Raw genomic sequence first — 19,238 nt, forward strand, 5'->3', positions numbered from 1 at the left:
TTTTATAGTCAAATTTGTTAACAGATTCTGATACATTGCAGGTTTCCTTAAATAAAAATATAACAAATAGGACTCGCAATGGAGCAGATAAGACGTTCCCTCAGTTTGCAACTTGTATTAGCTATCGCCGGTGCCCTGGCGCTGTTGTTGTCTATCGTGGCGGCTGTGATGGTTAAGAGCAGTAGTGAAGATACCCGTGCCCGTATAGATCAGGATATATCGGCGCTGATCACCCTCAAGGCCAATGAAATCGGCAACTACTTCTACGCCAAGGGGCAGATTATTCACTCTGTCTTTGCTAACCCTGCCATCAATAACTGGTTTGCCAAATACCATAGCCGTGGCTTAGATCTCAGTCTTGATCCCGGCTATCAACAGCTGGTGGATTACTTTCACTTTTTCTCCGAGCAGGACAAGGAGATCAAGTCGGTGTTCTTCGGCTCGGCCAATACCTTCGAGTACTTTGATCTCAATGGCCGTTACGATGGCGATCCCGACTACTACACCAACAAACGTCCCTGGTGGCAGGAGGCGATAGACAAAAATGGTTTGTTTGTCGGCGACCCGGCTGTGGATGCTAACGACGGCTCAATCTCGGCCACAGTCAAGACAGTAGTCAAGGATGCCAATGGTCGCCTGATAGGCATAGGCGGTATGGATATTCTCATCGATACCATAGGTAAAAACCTGCTGGCGCCAATCAAATATCGGGGCGAAGGCCAGGCATTTTTGATGACGGAGCAGGGAAAACTGGTGTACTTCCCGGGTTTTAATCAAGCGTTCCCCGCCGGCTCTGATGCGGCCGTTATTGACAATCTCAGCGGTGACAATCAGGGCTTTAGTGAACTGAAACGTGAAATGCAAACCCGGGATGCCGGTATTGCCGAAGTCACTTATCAGGGAGAATTGCAGCGAGTGAGCTATATTGCCATTCGCGGTGATTATCCCAAAGTGCGCTGGTATTTGGGGTTTATGTTGCCTAATGAAGTGTTTCAGGCTCCTGTGAAGCAAAGCCTTTGGCAAACCAGCCTGGTCTCAGTGGGGATTATTTTACTGGTGGCGTTAACCGTTTTCCTGATGATGCTGCCTTTTCGGCGTAATCTCAATAGCCTGCTGCACACCATGGAAGATATCGCCGAGGGTGAGGGCGACTTGTCACGCCGCATTGAAATCAACCGCACCGATGAACTTGGGCGTCTTGGCGCAGCATTCAACCGTTTTGCCGCCAAGGTGCAGAGTCTGTTGCTGGAAACCCGTGAGCTCAGTGGTCGGGTGGATAATGGGGTTGCCGCCGCGGCTGAGGTGTGTGACAACGCACTGGCCTCTGTCAGCGCCCAGAAACAGGAAATTGCCTCAGTGGCCACTGCCGCTACCGAAATGGCCCACACAAGCCAGGAGATGGCGACCAGCGCCCAACGAGCCGCCGAGTTTGCCGAGACGGCACTGTTGCAGTCAAGAAACGGCGCAGATGTGGTGCAGCAGGCCAGTCAGGGAATGCACTCACTTTCCACACAGGTTAACCAAGCCGCCGGGGTTATTCGGGCGCTCAGAAGCAGCTCAGAGGAGATAGGCGAGGTGCTCAGTGTGATCCGCGCCATTGCCGAGCAAACCAATCTGCTGGCACTCAATGCTGCCATTGAAGCGGCCCGCGCCGGGGAGCAGGGAAGGGGCTTTGCGGTTGTTGCCGATGAGGTGCGCACCCTGGCATCCCGCACCCAGGACTCGACTACCAATATTCAGGGCATTATCCAGACTCTGCAGCAACAGGCACAGCAAGCCGAACAGGTGATGGAAGCCGGAGTCAGGGAGGCCAACCAGGGCCAAAGCCTGACACTGGAGGTTGAGCGAGCATTGACAGAAATCACCGCGGCAGTGGATGCCATCCAGTTGCAAACCATGGAGATCACCGCGGCGATAGGCCAGCAGGCTGTGGTGGCCGAAGAAGTGGCCTGCAACATTGAAAATGTTCGTGGCCGCTCCGATGAATCCCTGAGCGCCAGCGAAGAATTGTCACAAAAGATGCGGGCATTCCAACAGTTGGCCACGGCTCTGGGGCGTAACATAGGTCAGTTCCGCATCGATTAAGACGAGCTTCAAATCCATAAAGGAGAGCCCAGGATCTCCTTTTTTGCTCCCGATTGAAATATCTTTACGTTATCCCAGCTTGTTAACTGTGTTTATATACAGTACTCTGTTTATATCCGGCTCGACCGAGCCCTTTGAGATCCGGAAAGCAAGCTTGAGAAAGATCATACATATCGACATGGACTGCTATTTTGCCGCGGTGGAGATGCGTGATTTTCCAGAATATCGTGGCCGACCTTTGGCCGTAGGCGGCAGTAGTGACAGACGCGGGGTGATAAGCACTTGTAATTATGAGGCGCGTAAATTTGGCGTTCGTTCTGCCATGGCCTCGGCCTATGCGTTAAAGCTTTGCCCGGATCTGCTGCTGATCCCCGGGCGCATGTCTGTCTATAAGGAAGTCTCGGCAGAGATCCGGGCCATCTTCGCCCGCTATACCTCACTGATTGAACCTCTGTCGCTGGATGAAGCCTATCTGGATGTATCCGATAGCTCGTTATACCAAGGTTCGGCCACCCTAATTGCCGAGGCTATTCGCGCCGATATCCTGGCGGAAACCGGCCTTACGGCTTCTGCGGGTATCGCTCCGGTCAAGTTTCTCGCCAAGGTGGCCTCAGATCTCAATAAGCCCAACGGCCAGTATGTGGTCACGCCACAGGCGCTGCCTGAGTTTGTAAAAAAACTGCCGCTTATCAAGATCCCCGGAGTCGGTAAGGTCACCGCTCAGAAACTGGCCGAAATGGGGCTGCATACCTGTGCGGATGTACAGAAGGTGCCTTTGGCCATATTGCAACAGAGGTTTGGAAAGTTTGGAAGCTTACTTTATGAAAGGGCTCAGGGGATAGACGAGCGTGAACTGACCATCAACCGAGAGCGTAAATCGGTCGGGGTAGAGACCACGCTGGCAGAGGATATCCATACCCTGGCTCAGTGTCGTCAGGTAATGCCACAGTTGGTGCAGGAGTTGGCCCGCCGTTTGGAGCGCGGAGCCAAAGACAGGCAAATTCAAAAGCTGGTGGTCAAACTCAAGTTCAGTGACTTTAAACAGACCACTATAGAAACCCGCTCGAGAGAGTTATCTGTGCGTCTGCTGGATGACTTGCTGACCCAGGCATTGCAAAGAGCCAACGGCCGTGGCATCCGCCTGCTGGGGGTCGCTGTCGGCCTGGTTAGCCAGGATGACAGCCACTCATCGGCAGAGGAAACTCTACAGCAGTTGGATTTGGCTTTCTAAATTGACAGTTTGGATTAGTTTACAGAAATTCAATCGGCTATCGGTTCTTGGGGTAACGGATTGTGAGGCTAAAAAGCTCCTTCTACGGCATTACCTTTATGTGCCAGTTTACCCGACGCTTACTGTATGAGGCGGTTCCTGGGTATTGGGCCATCATCATAGGGCCATCATCATAGGGCCATCATCAATTTCCAACATTAGACGAGTTGCACAGATAAGGCCGAGAATCTTCGTTGCCCTTAAATAATGGCTTAATATGGCGTATCACACTACCTTCATTTTCGGTGCCTTGGGTTTCAGCACTTTCTGTATCAAGAGGGCTGACAGGATAAGTCCCATACCGACCAGAGTCGCCAGAGTGATGGCTTCTTTCAATATCAGCGCAATAAACACCATGGACATGAGTGGCGTCAGAAACACCAGATTGGTGATGCTGGCTGCCCGCTCTGTGGTTCTCAGTGCCATTAGCCAGAGCACAAAGGTGACGCCCATCTCAAATAGCCCCACATAGACACCGGCTCCCAGCGCTTGCCAATGCAAAGAGGGCAGACTTTCTGTTGTCAGCAGGGTGATGGTTATCAGCGGTAGACTCACCAAAAAACTCAGCAATAGGCTGACAATGGCATCGCCCTTGTCTTTGGTGTTGATGATCCAATATAGGCACCATAGCAGGGTACTGGAGAGTGCCAGCAGAATACCGAAGGGGTTTTCAAAGTCCATCGATAACAGATTACCGCCGGTGGCTATCACCAGTACTCCAAAGTAGCCGGTGATGGCCGCCAGCATGTCGCTGAGTTGCAGCTTTTGCTGCAACATGGGGGCGGCAAGCAGTGGCAACAGTACCGCCCAGGTGTAGTTCAGCGACAGCGCCTGCTGCGCCGGCAAGAGATCATAGGCTTTGAACAGTACCAGATAATATAGAAATGGATTCAGTATTCCGGTTTGCAGATAAAACCAGGGCCGGGCGCGAAACTGCTGCTTTAATAATGTGAGTTTCCCCTGCCAGGCAAGAATAAGCCCCAGACAGATGGATGAAGTGATAACGGCAATAAACACCAGTTGCAACGGCGAGAAAAAGCCGAGGGCGATTTTAAAGGCGGTCGCAACAGTGGACCAGAGGAATACGGCGGCCATTCCGTAGATCAGGGCCAGCTGGGATTTTTTCACTTTAGAGGTCTCTGTTTCTACTCTTGTTTTATGGCTGGTTCTGCCACGGTCGCAATCGACACTATTTTATTCAGTACTGCTAAACAAAAAAAGATCTCCGGCACCGACGATGCGTAAAAAGATTGTACAAAAAAATCTATTTTTTTCTTCCTGGCCCTTGTAAAGCAGTTTTACGCCCCTATATAGGGGGTAAGGCAAGATTGGGGGCCATCTACAACGGGCTTGAAAACAGCGAGTTTACCCCCATATCTGAAATCAGATAAACATATTCAGTTCGAAAGAAAAGATTTTTCGGAGGACCTCATGGGTAAAATTATTGGTATCGACTTAGGCACAACAAACTCTTGTGTAGCTGTCCTCGATGGTGACAAGGCTCGCGTATTGGAGAATGCCGAAGGCGATCGCACAACACCTTCTATCATCGCCTTCACTGAAGACGAGACGCTGGTTGGCTCACCTGCAAAACGTCAGGCTGTGACCAACCCTGCCAACACTTTCTTTGCCATCAAGCGTTTGATTGGCCGTCGCTTCACTGATGATGAAGTTCAGCGCGACGTCAGCATCATGCCTTTCAAAATCATCAAGGCCGACAACGGCGATGCTTGGATTGAAAGCCATGGTAAGAAGATGGCACCTCCTCAGGTGTCTGCTGAAGTACTGAAAAAGATGAAGAAAACTGCTGAAGACTTCCTGGGTGAGCCAGTGACTGAAGCGGTAATCACAGTACCTGCTTACTTCAACGACTCTCAGCGTCAGGCCACCAAAGATGCCGGCCGTATCGCGGGTCTGGAAGTAAAGCGTATCATCAACGAGCCAACTGCTGCGGCACTGGCCTATGGTATCGACAAGAAGCAGGGCGACAATATTGTTGCTGTATATGACCTGGGTGGTGGTACTTTCGATATCTCCATCATCGAAATCGACAGCAACGACGGCGACCAGACTTTCGAAGTACTGGCAACCAACGGTGATACTCACCTGGGTGGTGAAGACTTTGACAACCGTCTGATCAACTACCTGGCTGACGAATTCAAGAAAGAGCAAGGTCTGGATCTGCGTAACGACCCTCTGGCTATGCAGCGTCTGAAAGAAGCTGCCGAGAAGGCCAAGATTGAGCTGTCCAGCACCACTCAGACCGAGGTGAACCTGCCTTACATCACTGCTGATGCGACAGGTCCCAAGCACTTGGTGGTTAAGATCACCCGTGCCAAACTGGAATCTCTGGTTGAAGACCTGATCCAGCGTTCTCTGGAGCCTCTGAAAGTGGCTCTGGCCGATGCCGACCTATCAGTGTCTGACATCAACGAAGTGATCCTGGTGGGTGGTCAAACCCGTATGCCTAAGGTTCAGGAAGCGGTAACCAACTTCTTTGGCAAGGAACCACGTAAAGACGTGAACCCTGATGAAGCGGTAGCCGTAGGTGCTGCGATTCAAGGTGGTGTACTGGCCGGTGACGTGAAAGACGTACTGCTGCTGGACGTAACGCCTCTGTCTCTGGGTATTGAAACCATGGGCAGCGTAATGACCAAGCTGATTGAGAAGAACACTACTATTCCTACCAAGGCGCAGCAGACCTTCTCTACAGCAGACGACAACCAGAGCGCAGTGACCATTCACGTGCTGCAGGGTGAGCGTAAGCAAGCCAGCGCCAACAAGTCACTGGGTCAGTTCAACCTGGAAGGTATTGAGCCTGCTCCACGCGGCATGCCACAGATTGAAGTGACTTTCGACATCGACGCCGACGGTATTCTGCACGTGTCTGCCAAAGACAAGAAGACAGGCAAAGAGCAGAACATCACCATCAAGGCCTCTTCCGGTCTGTCTGATGATGAAGTCGAGAAAATGGTTCGCGACGCCGAGGCTCATGCCGAGGAAGACAAGAAATTTGAAGAACTGGTCAGCGCCCGCAACCAGGCTGACGGTCTGGTACACGCTACCAAGAAACAGGTGGAAGAAGCCGGTGACGCTCTGGCAGCAGACGACAAGGCCAAGATTGAAACCGCTATGGCCGCTGTAGAAACTGCCACCAAGGGTAACGACAAAGAAGCTATCGAGAAGGCGACTCAAGAGCTGATAGAAGCTTCTGCCAAGCTGATGGAAATCGCTCAGGCCAAGGCACAACAAGGCCAAGGTCAAGGCGAAGCCCAGAGCAGCAATGCCCAGGCCGATGACGTTGTCGATGCCGAGTTCGAAGAGGTTAAAGACGACAAGAAGTAATTGGGTGGTAACACTCGATTAATTCCGGCGGGCGTTACGGGGCAACCCTAACGCCCGCTTGTGTGAATCCAGCTTGGAAAGCGTGAGATTATGTCAAAGCGAGATTATTACGAAGTATTGGGCGTCGGTCGCGACGCCAGCGAGCGGGAGATCAAGAAGGCCTATAAGCGCCTGGCGATGAAGTATCACCCTGACCGCAATCCGGGCGATAAGGCGGCCGAGGCCAGCTTTAAAGAAGTCAAAGAAGCCTACGAGATCCTGACCGACGAAGACAAAAAAGCTGCCTATGATCAGTTTGGTCATGCTGGGGTTGACCCTAACCGTGGCGGTGGTGGTTTTGGTGGAGGCGCTGATTTCGGTGATATCTTTGGTGACGTGTTCGGGGATATCTTCGGTGGTGGTCGTCGCGGCGGGCATCGTCAAGCTGCCCGTGGTTCAGATCTGCGTTACAACCTGGAACTGTCGCTGGAAGAAGCGGTGCGTGGTATTACCCGTGAGCTTAGGATCCCAACCTTGGTTAGCTGTGATCTCTGTGATGGCAGCGGCGCGAAGAAGGGTACCTCGGCTACTACTTGTGGTACCTGTCACGGTGCCGGTCAGGTACAGATGCGTCAGGGTTTTTTTGCTGTGCAGCAACCTTGTCCTACCTGTCATGGTCGCGGCAAGATCATCAAAGAACCTTGCAGCAAGTGTCACGGTGATGGCCGCATAGAAAAGAGCAAGACACTGTCGGTGAAAATTCCGGCCGGTGTCGATACCGGCGACCGTATCCGCCTGGCCGGTGAAGGTGAAGCCGGTGAATTCGGAGCCCCGGCGGGGGATCTCTATGTACAGGTTACTGTGCGCGAGCACCCGATCTTTGTCCGTGACGGCAATAACCTTTATTGTGAAGTGCCGATATCCTTCGCCAAGGCCGCCCTCGGCGGTGAAGTGGAAGTGCCGACACTGGATGGTAAGGTCAACCTGAAGATCCCGGCGGAAACCCAGACCGGCCGCATGTTCCGCATGCGCGGCAAAGGGGTTAAGTCGGTGCGCAGTCACGCGGTTGGCGATCTGCTTTGCAAAGTGGTGATGGAAACGCCGGTGAACTTGTCCGAGCGTCAGAAAGAGCTGCTGCGTGAATTTGAAACTTCAGTCACCGGCGCATCCAAGAAACATAGCCCCAAGGCTGAAGGCTTCTTCGATGGAGTGAAAAAGTTCTTTCAGGATTTGAATAGCTAACCGGCGCTCTACCGAAACAAAAAACCGATGCTCAAGGCATCGGTTTTTTTTGGGGTCATACTTGAGCTGGCGTGAATGTCGCACTCGATACTTATGCCGTTTCTGCTGTTTCTGCTGTTTCCGGCCGCGGATTTAAGCACTTTTAGAATAGCAATGTTCAGAGTTACTGTCTGGTATTCAGAGCCCTGATATTCAGGCACCCAGCTTATGGAGCAGGCTTAGCCACAGTTGTTGCTCTTGCTCACTCAAGCGTGACATAAACTCATCGGCGACTTGCTGAAATGATACCTCGGCCTCAGTAAAAATCTTAGTGCCCGCCGGTGTCAGGGCTACCAGGCTGACTCTGGCATCACGGCTGGCAGTTTCCTTTTCCACCAGACCAATTTTTTCCATTGGGTTAAGCAGGCGGGTGATCCCCGAAGCGCTGAGCCCGGCACCCTGGGCCAGGTCGATCCTTCTGAGTTTATTGCCCTCGGCCTTTGCCAATTGTCTCAGTACCAAAAACTCGCTGAAGCTGATACCGTGCAGCGACAACCTGCCTGCCAGACTGCGTTGCAGTTGACTGTGCATCTCGGTTATAGCAAGCACAATGCTTGTCGTTATAGATTGTGTCATCTGTGAAACCTCTGGAAACGAAACTAACTTGACCAATGCTTTATCAATACTTGATTGTGCAAGTATTGGTTTACTTACTTGAGCAGTCAAGTAGTTTGCAAGTTTCTATCGGGTTGGATGACTTATGGCGCTGAGCTTCAGGTCTTTGCCTAAGGCTTTTGTTCGGAAGCAGACTCTTGCTCTTGCGGTGGCGCAGACTCTTGCCCTTGCTTTGGCGCAGACTCTTGCTCTTGCGGTGGCGCAGACTCTTGCCCTTGCTTTGGCGCAGACTCAGCTTGGGTTGCGGGTGCATTGGCCTTGCTTATCATGGCGGCGCTGCGCTCAAACGTCATTATCAGGCGCTCAAACATCCCCTGAACCATCTCCAGTTGCTCCTGTGTCAAACCATCGGTTTGCAGCCGGGCTAAAAGGCGTTCGCAACTGTTACGGAAATCAGGTGGATTTTCGCCGCGGGAACAGAAGATAAAGGCGTTGGCGAGCGCCAGTTGCCAGTCTTGCAGTAGTTCGTCGAGTTGGCTGTCGCTGATGCTGGCCAGCAGGCGGCGCAGACGCATTGATACATGGCCCAGGTTAAGGCCGGTGAGGCCTAAGTCGGTCAGGGTTCGGTTGTTGCTCTGGCTGCTGCGTTCATAATTGGCCAAGCGCAGCAAGCGATCAGCCATACGGGCATTAAACCAGTCTTCAGGCTTGTCCTGTTTGACCATCTCAATCAGATCTTTGCGGGTGGCGTTGAGTAGGCGTTGCTGCATCATTTTGACTCCTGGCTCAGTCACCAGCTTAAACAGCCAATAGAGGATGCTGACGCCGACAAAGATGGCCATCGCCTTGCTCAGGGTGTTGTCTACGGCAAAAGCCTGGCTCATGTCTTTGCCGGGGCTGACCAAAATGGCAAATGGTATGCAAAATCCAAGGCCGTAGGGCAGGGTGGCCTGATTGGCCAGGGCCATCAGACCAATAAAGAAGGGGCCTGCCAATACCAACAACATGATCTCAATATCGCCGCTGCTTTGGGCCAGTAGTCCGAGGGCGTAAAATATTGCGACAGGAATGGCTATCATTACTCCTATCAGTAGTCGCCGCAGGATCATGCTCAAAAGGGGTAAGGGCAGTCTGGCCATCATGATGGAGAAGATCACCGGCATAGTCATTATCATCAGGGCCGCACTGGAAGCGGTGCCAATCCACATCCCGGCACCTATCAGGAAAATCAGCATGGTTCTGACACCCGTGATAAGCCCCAGCAGGGGATCTCTGTGGGTCTGCATTGCGGGAGCATTGAGCAGCGTTTTATCCGGTGACTCCAACGCCTTGAATGCCCGCAGCACCAGCACCAAATCGCTGGCCAGCTCCGAGGCGGTTTTCAGCAGCCGCGATTCCAGTGGGCTGATACAGGTATGAGTGTTGCGAAAGTGGATGATTTCGCGCCTTTGCCTGTGTGCCAATTCATAACAGAATTGGAAATCGTCCGACTCGGACATCGCCTTGAAGTTGCTTTTTAGGGTACGGATTAGCCCTGAGAGGGTGCCTGTCATCAACTCTTCATGGTTACGCTGCAAACGGCCGAATATCTGGATCACGGCGAGCAATGATAACACCTTGTTGAATAACAAATTGGCCGCACGACTGCGTCCCGGGCCTTCCGGACCCTCGTAGCTGAGAGCGTTGGCATCGTCGCTGGCTGCTGCCAGTGATTCAAGAATTGCGTCTATCTGATTATGGCGATTTTCATGGGAGCCGTTGAGATCCAGCTCCAGTGTGAGGTATTCCAGGGTTTGGTTGACTATTTTACGGGTTTGTTTTTGTAGCCCTTCGGTGACTCTGACTGGCCACAGCAACTGGCTCACCAGAGTGGCACAGATGGCACCGACTATAATTTCGCTGACCCTGGAGTGGGCGACGGCGAAGATGGTTTCACTGTTTGCTGTAGCTGGGCTTACCATCACCAAGAGCACAATAAGACAGGGGGTGATCCCCGCCATGGCGAAGGCGTAGACAAAGTTGATATGGCGTACCATGGCCGACAATGCAGAGTTGAGCCCCAACCACAGCGCCAGGGTGAGCATGGCCAGTTCGGGGGCACCGTAAAAAATGCTGAGAATAGCTATGCCGGCAACCCCGCCTACCAGGGTGCCTATTATCTGGCAAAGACCTTTTTCCAGCACCAGGCCACTTTCGGGGCGCATCTGCAGGAATATTGCCGATACCAGCGCCCAGTAGGGGCGCTCCAAGTCCAGATAGAGCGCCGCCGTCAATGCCAGTGCCATGGCAATCACCCCTTTGGTGGCGAAGATTAGCGTGCGCTTGTCCGGGGTCAGAAATACCGCCAGCGTGGGAGATAGGGGCATATTATTTTTCGGCTTGCAGTTGGATGGAAACCGTCAATCCGGCGCTGAGTTCATGTTGTTCCGAAGCCGGGTCCAGCTTGATATCCACAGGGATCCTCTGCGCCAACCTGACCCAGTTGAAGCTCTGTTGAATTTGCGGCAATAGTTGACCATTGGCATTGGTATTGGTATCGGCAATTGCTTTGCCTATGCTGATCACTTCGCCCCTGAGCGGCTTGCCACCGCTCATTAGGCTGATTTTGGCCTTTTGGCCTACCTTTATTAGTGGCAGCTTGGTTTCTTCAAAGTAACCTGTGACATAGAAAGAGCCTTGTTTAACCAGAGATAATACCGCCTTGCCCTGGTTGACATAGTTGCCCTGACGCAGGCTGAGGTTGATTATGGTGCCATCGGCGGGGGAGTGAACCTGAGTGCGCTGAAGATCTATTTTGCTGCTGTCGAGTCTGGCCTTTGCCAAGTTGTAGCTGGCTTTGGCCAACTCTGTGTTGATCCGTGCAGTTTCCAAATCCTCTTCACTGATCACCTCGCGGCCGGTGAGATTCTTGCGCCGTTCATATTTGTGCTTGGCCAGTTCCCAAGCGTGTAGCTTGTTTTCCAGCTCGGCGGCCAATTCGGTACAGGCGGCTTGATAACGGGTATCGTCCACCTTAAACAGCAGATCGCCACGTTTAACTTGTTGGTTATCTTTAACATTCAGTTGAGTGACCCAGCCTGAGACATCGGCCGAGAGGGTAATGACTTCGGCCCGCACCCGGCCATCACGGGTCCAGGGGGAATAGAGGTAGTGATTCCAAATCCAATATCCGGCCACTAAGGCTGCCAGCACGAGAAGCAAGGTAATGGAGATGCGCAGTACTTTTGCCATGATAAGTGTCAACTCTCAAACAGGTAGATAATCAGTGCCAGATAGCACACGAACAGGGCGACTTCGAACCAGGCCACTCGCCAGATTTTTGTGTACAGCCCGGTCCAGTGAAGAACCAGTCTGGTCAGAAACCAGAGTGCGAGCGCAAGAGGTGCGAAGAGAACCAAAGGACTGAACAGCAATCCCCCCAAGGCTAATTCTTCAAGCATTGTATGAGTTGGAACCTATAAAAAGACGTTTGGTAAAGAGTCACTTATAAGTGGATAACGGCGTTTGCCGTATCCATGTATCTCAATCAGTGTCGTGCCTGACAAGCCAGAGGTCAACTTTTTTCAAGCCTTGGCTGTACGCGCAGCTGGCTTTTGGCCGGCGGGATCATTGGCGATACGACAAGCTGTGCTTGCGTGTGACACTCAGGTAAAATCCAGGGAAACTTTATCACCGGAAGATAAAAGATGAATAACCGAATTTTCGGCCTACTTGCCATACTCTTTGTGGGAGCTCTTTCAGGCTGCTCCACTACTCAGTCGCCCACCGGGCGCTCGCAGATGTTACTGTTTTCGCCCGAGCAGATAAACCAGATGGGTACCGCCTCTTTCGAGCAGATAAAAGCAAAAGAGAAGCAGAGCCAGGACAAGGCCGCCAGTGCCTATGTTGCCTGTGTGGCGCAGCGTATTACCTCTTTATTGCCGCAACAACATTGGCAATGGGTACTGTTTGAGTCGGATCAGGTCAACGCCTTTGCCTTGCCTGGTGGTCATATCGGTGTCTATACCGGGCTTCTTAAGGTGGCCAACAATGAAGACCAACTGGCAACGGTAATCGGCCATGAGATAGCGCATGTGTTGGCGCAGCACGGTAATGAACAGGCCTCACGGGCCCAACTCAGCAATACCGGTATGCAGTTGGCCGGTACGGCGTTGGGGATGGGGCAAGTAGCCAATGCCGATCTTTACATGGCGGCCCTGGGGCTTGGGGTGCAGGTGGGCTATATCTTACCCTATGGCCGGGCGCAGGAATCCGAGGCCGATGTGATGGGGCTGGAGCTGATGGCCAGGGCCGGCTTCGATCCTGGAGCCGGGGTGACCTTATGGCAAAACATGGCCAAGGCGGGGGGCGGTCAGGGGCCGGAGCTGTTGTCGACTCATCCATCCAATGAGAACCGCATTGCCCAGTTGCGTGATTTACAAGCGCAGATGATGCCGCTCTATCAGGCGAGCAAGGGTAAATTTAGCTCTTGCCAAAAATGAGGTTAACAAAGTCGGCTTGAGGCTAGGCCTTCTGTCCATTTTGGCTTGAGACTCGGCGAATGAACAAAGCGTAAGGATACGAATAAGCGCAACACTTGAACCCGGATAAGTGTTACACTGTGCCGCGAAAAATTCACAGATAAACTGAGAGTAAACTGATTATGTCTGATAAGTTCACCAGTGTTGAACAACAAGCCAGCTACGGCGTAGGCCGCCAGTTGGGTGAGCAACTGGCCGCAAACTCTTTCGAAGGTCTGGATATTCCAGCCGTTCAAGCCGGTCTGGCCGATGCATTTGACGGCAAAGAGAGTGTTGTTTCCATGGAAGATATGCAGGTTGCTTTCTCTGAAATCAGCCGTCGCTTGCAAAAGGCGCAGGAAGAGGCTGCCGAAGCCGCTTCTGCCGAAGGTAATGCTTTCCTGGCCGAAAACGCCAAACGTGAAGGTGTGGTGACTACCGAATCAGGTCTGCAGTACGAAATCATCAACGAAGGCTCAGGCGAGAAGCCAAGCTATGATTCCAACGTTCGTACTCACTATCACGGTACCTTTATCGACGGTAAAGTATTCGACAGTTCAGTAACCCGTGGTCAGCCTGCCGAATTCCCGGTTTCCGGCGTGATTGCCGGTTGGACCGAAGCGCTGCAACTGATGCCGGTTGGCGCCAAGTACAAGCTGTATGTACCGCATCACCTGGCCTACGGCGAGCGCGGTGCCGGGGCGGCTATCCCGCCTTATTCCACTCTGGTCTTTGAAGTGGAACTGCTGGACATTCTGTAATACCAAAATCGCTTGAGTCTGACTCAGGCGATTTTTTTAGCCTGTATGTGGAGAAAGTTATGAGTGGACATGTCAGAGTTGCGGTTGCCGGAAGCAGCGGCCGTATGGGGCGTACCTTGATAGAAGCGGCCGCGCATTTCAGCCGGATCATTCTGGGCGCGGCCATCGAGCGCGCTGGCTCGACTCTGGTGGGAGTCGATGCCGGGGAGTTGGCCGGGGTCGGTTGTCTTCATGTCCGGGTCTGCGATAGCCTGGATCAAGTTGCGGATGACTTCGATGTGCTGGTGGATTTCACCAGCCCGGAAGGCACCCTCAGCAATCTGGATTGGTGCGCCCGCCATCATAAGGCGATAGTGATAGGCACTACAGGTTTCAATTCGGCGCAAAAGGCGCAGATTGAGGCCTTTGCCGAGCAGATCCCTGTGGTATTGGCACCCAATATGTCGGTTGGGGTTAACTTGATGTGGAAGCTGCTGGAACTGGCGGCGGAAGTCATGGGTGATTATACCGACATAGAGATCATCGAAGGCCATCACAGACACAAGAAGGATGCTCCTTCAGGTACCGCCTTGAAGATGGGGGAAGTGATTGCCAACACACTGGGGCGGGATCTGGAAAAAGTCGCCGTCTATGGCCGCGAAGGGATCACCGGCGAGCGTGAGCGCGACACCATAGGTTTTGCCACTATCAGAGCGGGTGACTTGGTGGGCGAGCATACCGCCATGTTTGCCGATATGGGCGAGCGTTTAGAGATCACTCACAAGGCTTCCAGCCGAATGACCTTTGCCAACGGCGCCATGCGTGCGGCACTTTGGTTGCAGGAACAGGATGCCGGGCTCTACGACATGCAACAGGTATTGGGGTTGAACCCCCTGTGACATTATTTAAAAAACCGCCGATTGGCGGTTTTTTTTCGAATTCGTCCGCCAAGCTATAGACGGATCGATATTTATCGTGTAGGATGCGCGGAATTTGTCAAAATTTCGTATTTTAGCGGAAATTGGTACTTTAAACAAAGATAAAAACATTACATTTCAGTGGCTTGGCTCTTTTCTCGGAGGTCGCGTTGACAAAGTCTGCCTTACTCGTACTCGAAGATGGAAGCGTATTTTCCGGCACAGCAATCGGTGCCGATGGGATCGCAGTCGGAGAAGTCGTTTTTAACACTTCGATGACCGGATATCAAGAAATCCTCACCGATCCATCTTATTCTCGCCAGATAGTAACTCTAACCTACCCACATATCGGTAATACCGGTACTAACAATGAAGACACAGAATCCGATGCAGTTCATGCCTGTGGTCTTATTATTCGTGATCTTCCCCTCCTCGCCAGTAACTTCCGTAACCAACAATCCCTCAGTGATTACCTCAAAGCCAACAAGGTAGTCGGTATCGCCGATATCGACACCCGTAAGCTGACCCGTATTCTGCGGGAGAAGGGCGCTCAGGCCGGTTGCATTCTGGTGGGTGAGCAGGACGTAGACAAGGCGCTGGCTGCCGCCAAGGCATTCCCTGGGCTGAAAGGCATGGACTTGGCCAAGGAAGTGACGACCGACAAGCCTTACACCTGGCGCAAGGGAACCTGGCGTTTGGAGAGCGGCCTGCCGGTCGATACTCCCGAGTCAGAACTCAAGTACAAGGTAGTGGCTTATGACTATGGCGTGAAGCAGAACATACTGCGAATGCTGGTAGACAGAGGCTGTGATGTGACTGTGGTTCCCGCACAAACGCCTGCCAGTGAAGTGCTGGCGATGGCACCGGATGGGGTATTCCTCTCCAACGGCCCCGGTGACCCGGAGCCATGTGATTACGCCATCAAGGCGATTCAGCAAATTCTCGAAACCGATATCCCGGTATTCGGCATCTGCCTTGGCCACCAACTGCTGGCGCTGGCCAACGGTGCCAAGACGCTGAAGATGAAGTTTGGTCACCACGGCGCCAACCACCCTGTGAGCGATATTGACAAAGGCACTGTGATGATCACCAGTCAGAACCATGGTTTTGCTGCCGATGAAGCCACATTGCCTGCCAACATCAAGGTGACTCACAAGTCGCTGTTTGATGGCTCACTGCAAGGGATCCACCTGACAGACAAGCCGGCTTTCAGCTTCCAGGGCCACCCTGAAGCGAGTCCGGGGCCGCACGATTGTGCGCCTCTGTTCGATCACTTTATCGAACTGATTGAGCAATACCGTCACCAAGTCAAGCTGTAATCGCCGGGAGAAGATAGAAGAAAATGCCAAAACGTACTGATATTCAAAGTATTCTTATCCTGGGTGCCGGCCCAATCGTTATCGGTCAGGCCTGTGAGTTTGACTATTCGGGAGCCCAGGCCTGTAAGGCGCTGAGAGAAGAGGGTTACCGGGTTATTCTGGTGAACTCTAACCCTGCAACCATTATGACAGACCCGGAAATGGCCGATGCCACATACATCGAGCCTATCCACTGGGAAGTGGTGCGCAACATTATCGCCAAAGAACGCCCCGATGCGATTCTGCCAACCATGGGCGGCCAGACGGCGCTGAACTGCGCCCTGGAACTGGAAGCCAAAGGCGTATTGAAAGAGTTTGACGTCGAGATGATCGGTGCCACTGCCGATGCCATCGATAAGGCCGAAGACCGTGCCCGTTTCGACAAGGCGATGAAGAGTATCGGTCTCGAGTGTCCCCGTGCCGGTATTGCCCACAGCATGGAAGATGCACACAAGGTACTGAATGAAGTGGGCTTCCCCTGCATCATTCGCCCCTCTTTCACCATGGGCGGCAGCGGTGGCGGTATCGCTTACAACGTCGAAGAGTTTGAAGAGATCTGTACCCGAGGTCTGGACTTGTCGCCGACCAATGAGCTGCTGATAGACGAGTCGCTGATTGGCTGGAAAGAGTACGAGATGGAAGTGGTGCGCGATCGTAACGATAACTGCATCATAGTCTGTGCCATCGAAAACTTTGACCCCATGGGTGTACACACAGGTGACTCCATCACAGTTGCACCGGCCCAGACCCTGACCGACAAAGAATATCAACTGATGCGTAACGCCTCCATGGCGGTGCTGCGGGAAATCGGTGTTGAAACCGGTGGTTCCAACGTGCAGTTTGGTATTAACCCCAAAGATGGTCGCATGGTGATCATCGAGATGAACCCACGGGTATCGCGCTCATCTGCGCTGGCCTCCAAGGCGACCGGTTTCCCGATTGCCAAGGTTGCGGCCAAGCTGGCGGTGGGCTTTACCCTGGATGAGCTGATGAACGACATTACCGGCGGTTTGACTCCGGCTTCGTTCGAGCCTTCTATCGACTATGTGGTTACCAAAATTCCTCGCTTCAACTTCGAGAAGTTTGCCGGCTCCAACGACCGCCTGACCACTCAGATGAAGTCTGTCGGTGAAGTGATGGCCATCGGCCGTACCTTCCAGGAGTCGATGCAAAAAGCTCTGCGCGGCCTGGAAACCGGGATGACAGGTTTTGACCCTATCGTGGATATCAACGAGCCGGAAGCCCTGGCCAAGATACGTTACGAGTTGCAGGATGTCGGCCCTGAGCGTCCGTGGTATATCGCCGATGCTTTCCGCGCCGGTATGTCCATGGAAGGTATCCGCCGCATCACCAACATAGACCCTTGGTTCCTGGTGCAGATTGAAGATCTGGTGCTGCAGGAAGAGAAGGTCAAAGAAAGTGGCTGGAGCGGTCTTACCCAGGAGTTCCTGCGCAAGTTGAAGCGTAAAGGTTTCTCCGATGCGCGCCTGGCGTCACTGCTGGGGGTTTCTGAAAGTGAAGTGCGCAAACTGCGTCACAAGTATGAACTCTTCCCTGTCTACAAGCGGGTAGATACCTGCGCCGCCGAGTTCGCCACGGATACCGCCTACATGTACTCCACCTACGAGGAAGAGTGTGAGGCCAATCCGTCCGATAAAGACAAGATCATGGTGATAGGTGGCGGCCCCAACCGTATCGGTCAGGGTATCGAGTTCGACTACTGTTGTGTGCATGCGGCGCTGGCGATGCGTGAAGACGGTTATGAAACCATTATGGTTAACTGTAACCCTGAAACCGTTTCCACTGACTATGACACCTCTGACAGACTCTACTTTGAACCTGTTACCCTGGAAGACGTACTGGAAATCGTGCGGGTTGAGCAGCCCAAAGGGGTTATCGTGCAGTATGGTGGCCAAACGCCACTGAAACTGGCCCGCGCCCTGGAAGCCGCAGGTGTGCCCATCATAGGAACCAGCCCGGATGCCATCGACCGCGCCGAAGACCGTGAGCGCTTCCAACAAGCGGTTGAGCGTTTGGGGCTGAAACAGCCTGAAAACAGCACAGTGACCAATCTGGAGCAGGCGGTACTGGATGCCGAGCGTATAGGTTACCCTCTGGTGGTTCGTCCCTCCTATGTATTGGGTGGCCGGGCGATGGAAATCGTCTACGATGAGCAGGATCTGCGCCGTTACTTCAACGAAGCCGTGAGCGTATCCAACGAGTCGCCGGTACTGCTGGACCGCTTCCTGGATGACGCCACCGAAGTAGACGTGGACGCCATCTGCGATGGTAAAGACGTGGTTATCGGCGGCATCATGGAGCATATCGAACAGGCCGGTGTTCACTCAGGTGACTCAGGTTGTTCACTGCCTCCTTACACTCTCTCCAAGGCGATTCAGGATGAGATGCGCGAGCAGGTACGCAAGCTGGCGCTGGAACTGGGCGTTGTTGGTCTGATGAACGTGCAGTTTGCGGTCAAGAGCGACGTGATTTACCTGATTGAGGTGAACCCGCGTGCCGCCCGCACAGTGCCTTTCGTCTCCAAGGCCACAGGCGTGCCTCTGGCCAAGATTGCCGCCCGGGTAATGGCCGGTACTTCACTGGCCGAACAGCAACATACTCAGGAAGTGATCCCGCCTTACTACTCAGTGAAGGAAGTGGTTCTGCCGTTCAACAAGTTCCCGGGTGTTGACCCTCTGCTCGGCCCTGAAATGCGCTCTACCGGTGAGGTGATGGGTGTGGGTGATACCTTCGCCGAAGCCTACGCCAAGGCGCAACTGGGCTCAGTGAAGGATGTACCCAAGTCAGGCCGCGCCCTGTTGTCTGTTCGTCACAGCGACAAGAAGCGGGTTTCGGATCTGGCGGCCAAGCTGATTGAACTCGGCTATGAGCTGGATGCCACCCACGGTACGGCTGTGGTGCTGGGTGAAGCGGGTATCAATCCTCGCCTGGTGAACAAGGTGCATGAAGGTCGTCCACACATTCTTGACCGGATCAAGAACGGTGAATACACCTACATAGTGAATACCACTGAGGGTCGTCAGGCCATCGAGGATTCCAGACAGCTGCGCCGCGGCGCGCTGCAGCACAAGGTGAATTACACCACCACCATGAATGCGGCTTTTGCAACCTGTATGGCCCATGATGCCGACGACAGAAGCAATGTTGCCTCGGTGCAGGAACTGCACGCCAGAGTCAACAAGTAAACG

14 protein-coding genes are annotated in these 19,238 nt (G+C 53.2%); 9 read left to right on the forward strand and 5 right to left on the reverse strand.

What is annotated here, in order from left to right; genetic code table 11:
• Window positions 1-78: 78 nt before the first annotated feature.
• Both SIL79_RS11425 and dinB read left to right on the forward strand, forming a co-directional pair.
• Complete coding sequence (locus SIL79_RS11425; protein WP_144361803.1) at window positions 79-2,085, forward strand: methyl-accepting chemotaxis protein; 2,007 nt, start codon at window positions 79-81, stop codon at window positions 2,083-2,085.
• Between the two features lie 154 nt (window positions 2,086-2,239).
• Entirely contained in the window at window positions 2,240-3,316 is a 1,077-nt protein-coding gene (gene dinB / locus SIL79_RS11430; RefSeq protein WP_101095273.1) for a DNA polymerase IV, read from the forward strand.
• 264 nt (window positions 3,317-3,580) lie between these two features.
• Here dinB and SIL79_RS11435 read toward each other — a convergent pair whose 3' ends face one another.
• Window positions 3,581-4,483, reverse strand: coding sequence for a DMT family transporter (locus tag SIL79_RS11435; RefSeq protein ID WP_071475606.1), 903 nt, complete (start codon window positions 4,481-4,483; stop codon window positions 3,581-3,583).
• Between the two features lie 303 nt (window positions 4,484-4,786).
• On the opposite strand from SIL79_RS11435, the gene dnaK reads away from it, so the two are divergent.
• Entirely contained in the window at window positions 4,787-6,700 is a 1,914-nt protein-coding gene (gene dnaK, locus SIL79_RS11440) for a molecular chaperone DnaK (RefSeq protein ID WP_039033622.1), read from the forward strand.
• A gap of 90 nt (window positions 6,701-6,790) precedes the next feature.
• Window positions 6,791-7,921, forward strand: a complete 1,131-nt coding sequence (dnaJ, locus tag SIL79_RS11445; protein ID WP_039033623.1) for a molecular chaperone DnaJ — start codon at window positions 6,791-6,793, stop codon at window positions 7,919-7,921.
• A 192-nt stretch (window positions 7,922-8,113) separates the two neighbouring features.
• Here dnaJ and SIL79_RS11450 read toward each other — a convergent pair whose 3' ends face one another.
• The 4 genes from SIL79_RS11450 to SIL79_RS11465 form a co-directional block, all read right to left on the reverse strand.
• The gene (locus SIL79_RS11450) at window positions 8,114-8,536 is read right to left on the reverse strand and encodes a MarR family winged helix-turn-helix transcriptional regulator (RefSeq protein ID WP_162206773.1); all 423 of its coding nucleotides are present in this window, start codon (window positions 8,534-8,536) and stop codon (window positions 8,114-8,116) included.
• Between the two features lie 149 nt (window positions 8,537-8,685).
• Window positions 8,686-10,881, reverse strand: a complete 2,196-nt coding sequence (locus SIL79_RS11455) for an FUSC family protein (protein ID WP_162206774.1) — start codon at window positions 10,879-10,881, stop codon at window positions 8,686-8,688.
• 1 nt (window position 10,882) lies between these two features.
• The gene (locus SIL79_RS11460) at window positions 10,883-11,746 is read right to left on the reverse strand and encodes an efflux RND transporter periplasmic adaptor subunit (RefSeq protein WP_234501331.1); all 864 of its coding nucleotides are present in this window, start codon (window positions 11,744-11,746) and stop codon (window positions 10,883-10,885) included.
• Window positions 11,747-11,754: 8 nt separating this feature from the next.
• Window positions 11,755-11,955: a DUF1656 domain-containing protein gene (locus tag SIL79_RS11465; protein WP_039033625.1), complete on the reverse strand. Its 201-nt coding sequence runs from the start codon at window positions 11,953-11,955 to the stop codon at window positions 11,755-11,757.
• A gap of 246 nt (window positions 11,956-12,201) precedes the next feature.
• On the opposite strand from SIL79_RS11465, the gene SIL79_RS11470 reads away from it, so the two are divergent.
• The 5 genes from SIL79_RS11470 to carB all read left to right on the forward strand — a co-directional run bounded on the left by SIL79_RS11470 (window position 12,202) and on the right by carB (window position 19,235).
• Window positions 12,202-12,996 (forward strand): M48 family metallopeptidase, encoded by a 795-nt coding sequence (locus SIL79_RS11470; protein ID WP_039033626.1) that lies wholly within the window; start codon window positions 12,202-12,204, stop codon window positions 12,994-12,996.
• 161 nt (window positions 12,997-13,157) lie between these two features.
• The gene (locus SIL79_RS11475) at window positions 13,158-13,775 is read left to right on the forward strand and encodes an FKBP-type peptidyl-prolyl cis-trans isomerase (RefSeq protein WP_039033627.1); all 618 of its coding nucleotides are present in this window, start codon (window positions 13,158-13,160) and stop codon (window positions 13,773-13,775) included.
• A 59-nt stretch (window positions 13,776-13,834) separates the two neighbouring features.
• A complete protein-coding gene (gene dapB / locus SIL79_RS11480; RefSeq protein WP_039033628.1) occupies window positions 13,835-14,653 on the forward strand; it encodes a 4-hydroxy-tetrahydrodipicolinate reductase in 819 nt (272 codons plus the stop codon).
• Between the two features lie 188 nt (window positions 14,654-14,841).
• On the forward strand, window positions 14,842-15,990 hold the full coding sequence (gene carA, locus SIL79_RS11485) for a glutamine-hydrolyzing carbamoyl-phosphate synthase small subunit (protein WP_039033629.1): 1,149 nt from the start codon (window positions 14,842-14,844) through the stop codon (window positions 15,988-15,990).
• A 23-nt stretch (window positions 15,991-16,013) separates the two neighbouring features.
• Entirely contained in the window at window positions 16,014-19,235 is a 3,222-nt protein-coding gene (gene carB / locus SIL79_RS11490) for a carbamoyl-phosphate synthase large subunit (protein ID WP_233962548.1), read from the forward strand.
• The last annotated feature ends 3 nt before the right edge of the window (window positions 19,236-19,238 follow it).

This window comes from Shewanella indica, assembly GCF_033842865.1.
GTDB lineage: Bacteria > Pseudomonadota > Gammaproteobacteria > Enterobacterales > Shewanellaceae > Shewanella > Shewanella indica.

What these genes read in the sequence shown, in the direction of transcription:
- SIL79_RS11425 (WP_144361803.1), top strand. Translation starts at nt 79, where the DNA reads ATGGAGCAGATAAGACGTTCCCTCAGTTTGCAACTTGTATTAGCTATC.
- dnaK (WP_039033622.1), top strand. Translation starts at nt 4,787, where the DNA reads ATGGGTAAAATTATTGGTATCGACTTAGGCACAACAAACTCTTGTGTA.
- dnaJ (WP_039033623.1), top strand. Translation starts at nt 6,791, where the DNA reads ATGTCAAAGCGAGATTATTACGAAGTATTGGGCGTCGGTCGCGACGCC.
- SIL79_RS11450 (WP_162206773.1), bottom strand. Translation starts at nt 8,536, where the DNA reads ATGACACAATCTATAACGACAAGCATTGTGCTTGCTATAACCGAGATG.
- SIL79_RS11455 (WP_162206774.1), bottom strand. Translation starts at nt 10,881, where the DNA reads ATGCCCCTATCTCCCACGCTGGCGGTATTTCTGACCCCGGACAAGCGC.
- SIL79_RS11460 (WP_234501331.1), bottom strand. Translation starts at nt 11,746, where the DNA reads ATGGCAAAAGTACTGCGCATCTCCATTACCTTGCTTCTCGTGCTGGCA.
- SIL79_RS11465 (WP_039033625.1), bottom strand. Translation starts at nt 11,955, where the DNA reads ATGCTTGAAGAATTAGCCTTGGGGGGATTGCTGTTCAGTCCTTTGGTT.
- SIL79_RS11470 (WP_039033626.1), top strand. Translation starts at nt 12,202, where the DNA reads ATGAATAACCGAATTTTCGGCCTACTTGCCATACTCTTTGTGGGAGCT.
- SIL79_RS11475 (WP_039033627.1), top strand. Translation starts at nt 13,158, where the DNA reads ATGTCTGATAAGTTCACCAGTGTTGAACAACAAGCCAGCTACGGCGTA.
- dapB (WP_039033628.1), top strand. Translation starts at nt 13,835, where the DNA reads ATGAGTGGACATGTCAGAGTTGCGGTTGCCGGAAGCAGCGGCCGTATG.
- carB (WP_233962548.1), top strand. Translation starts at nt 16,014, where the DNA reads ATGCCAAAACGTACTGATATTCAAAGTATTCTTATCCTGGGTGCCGGC.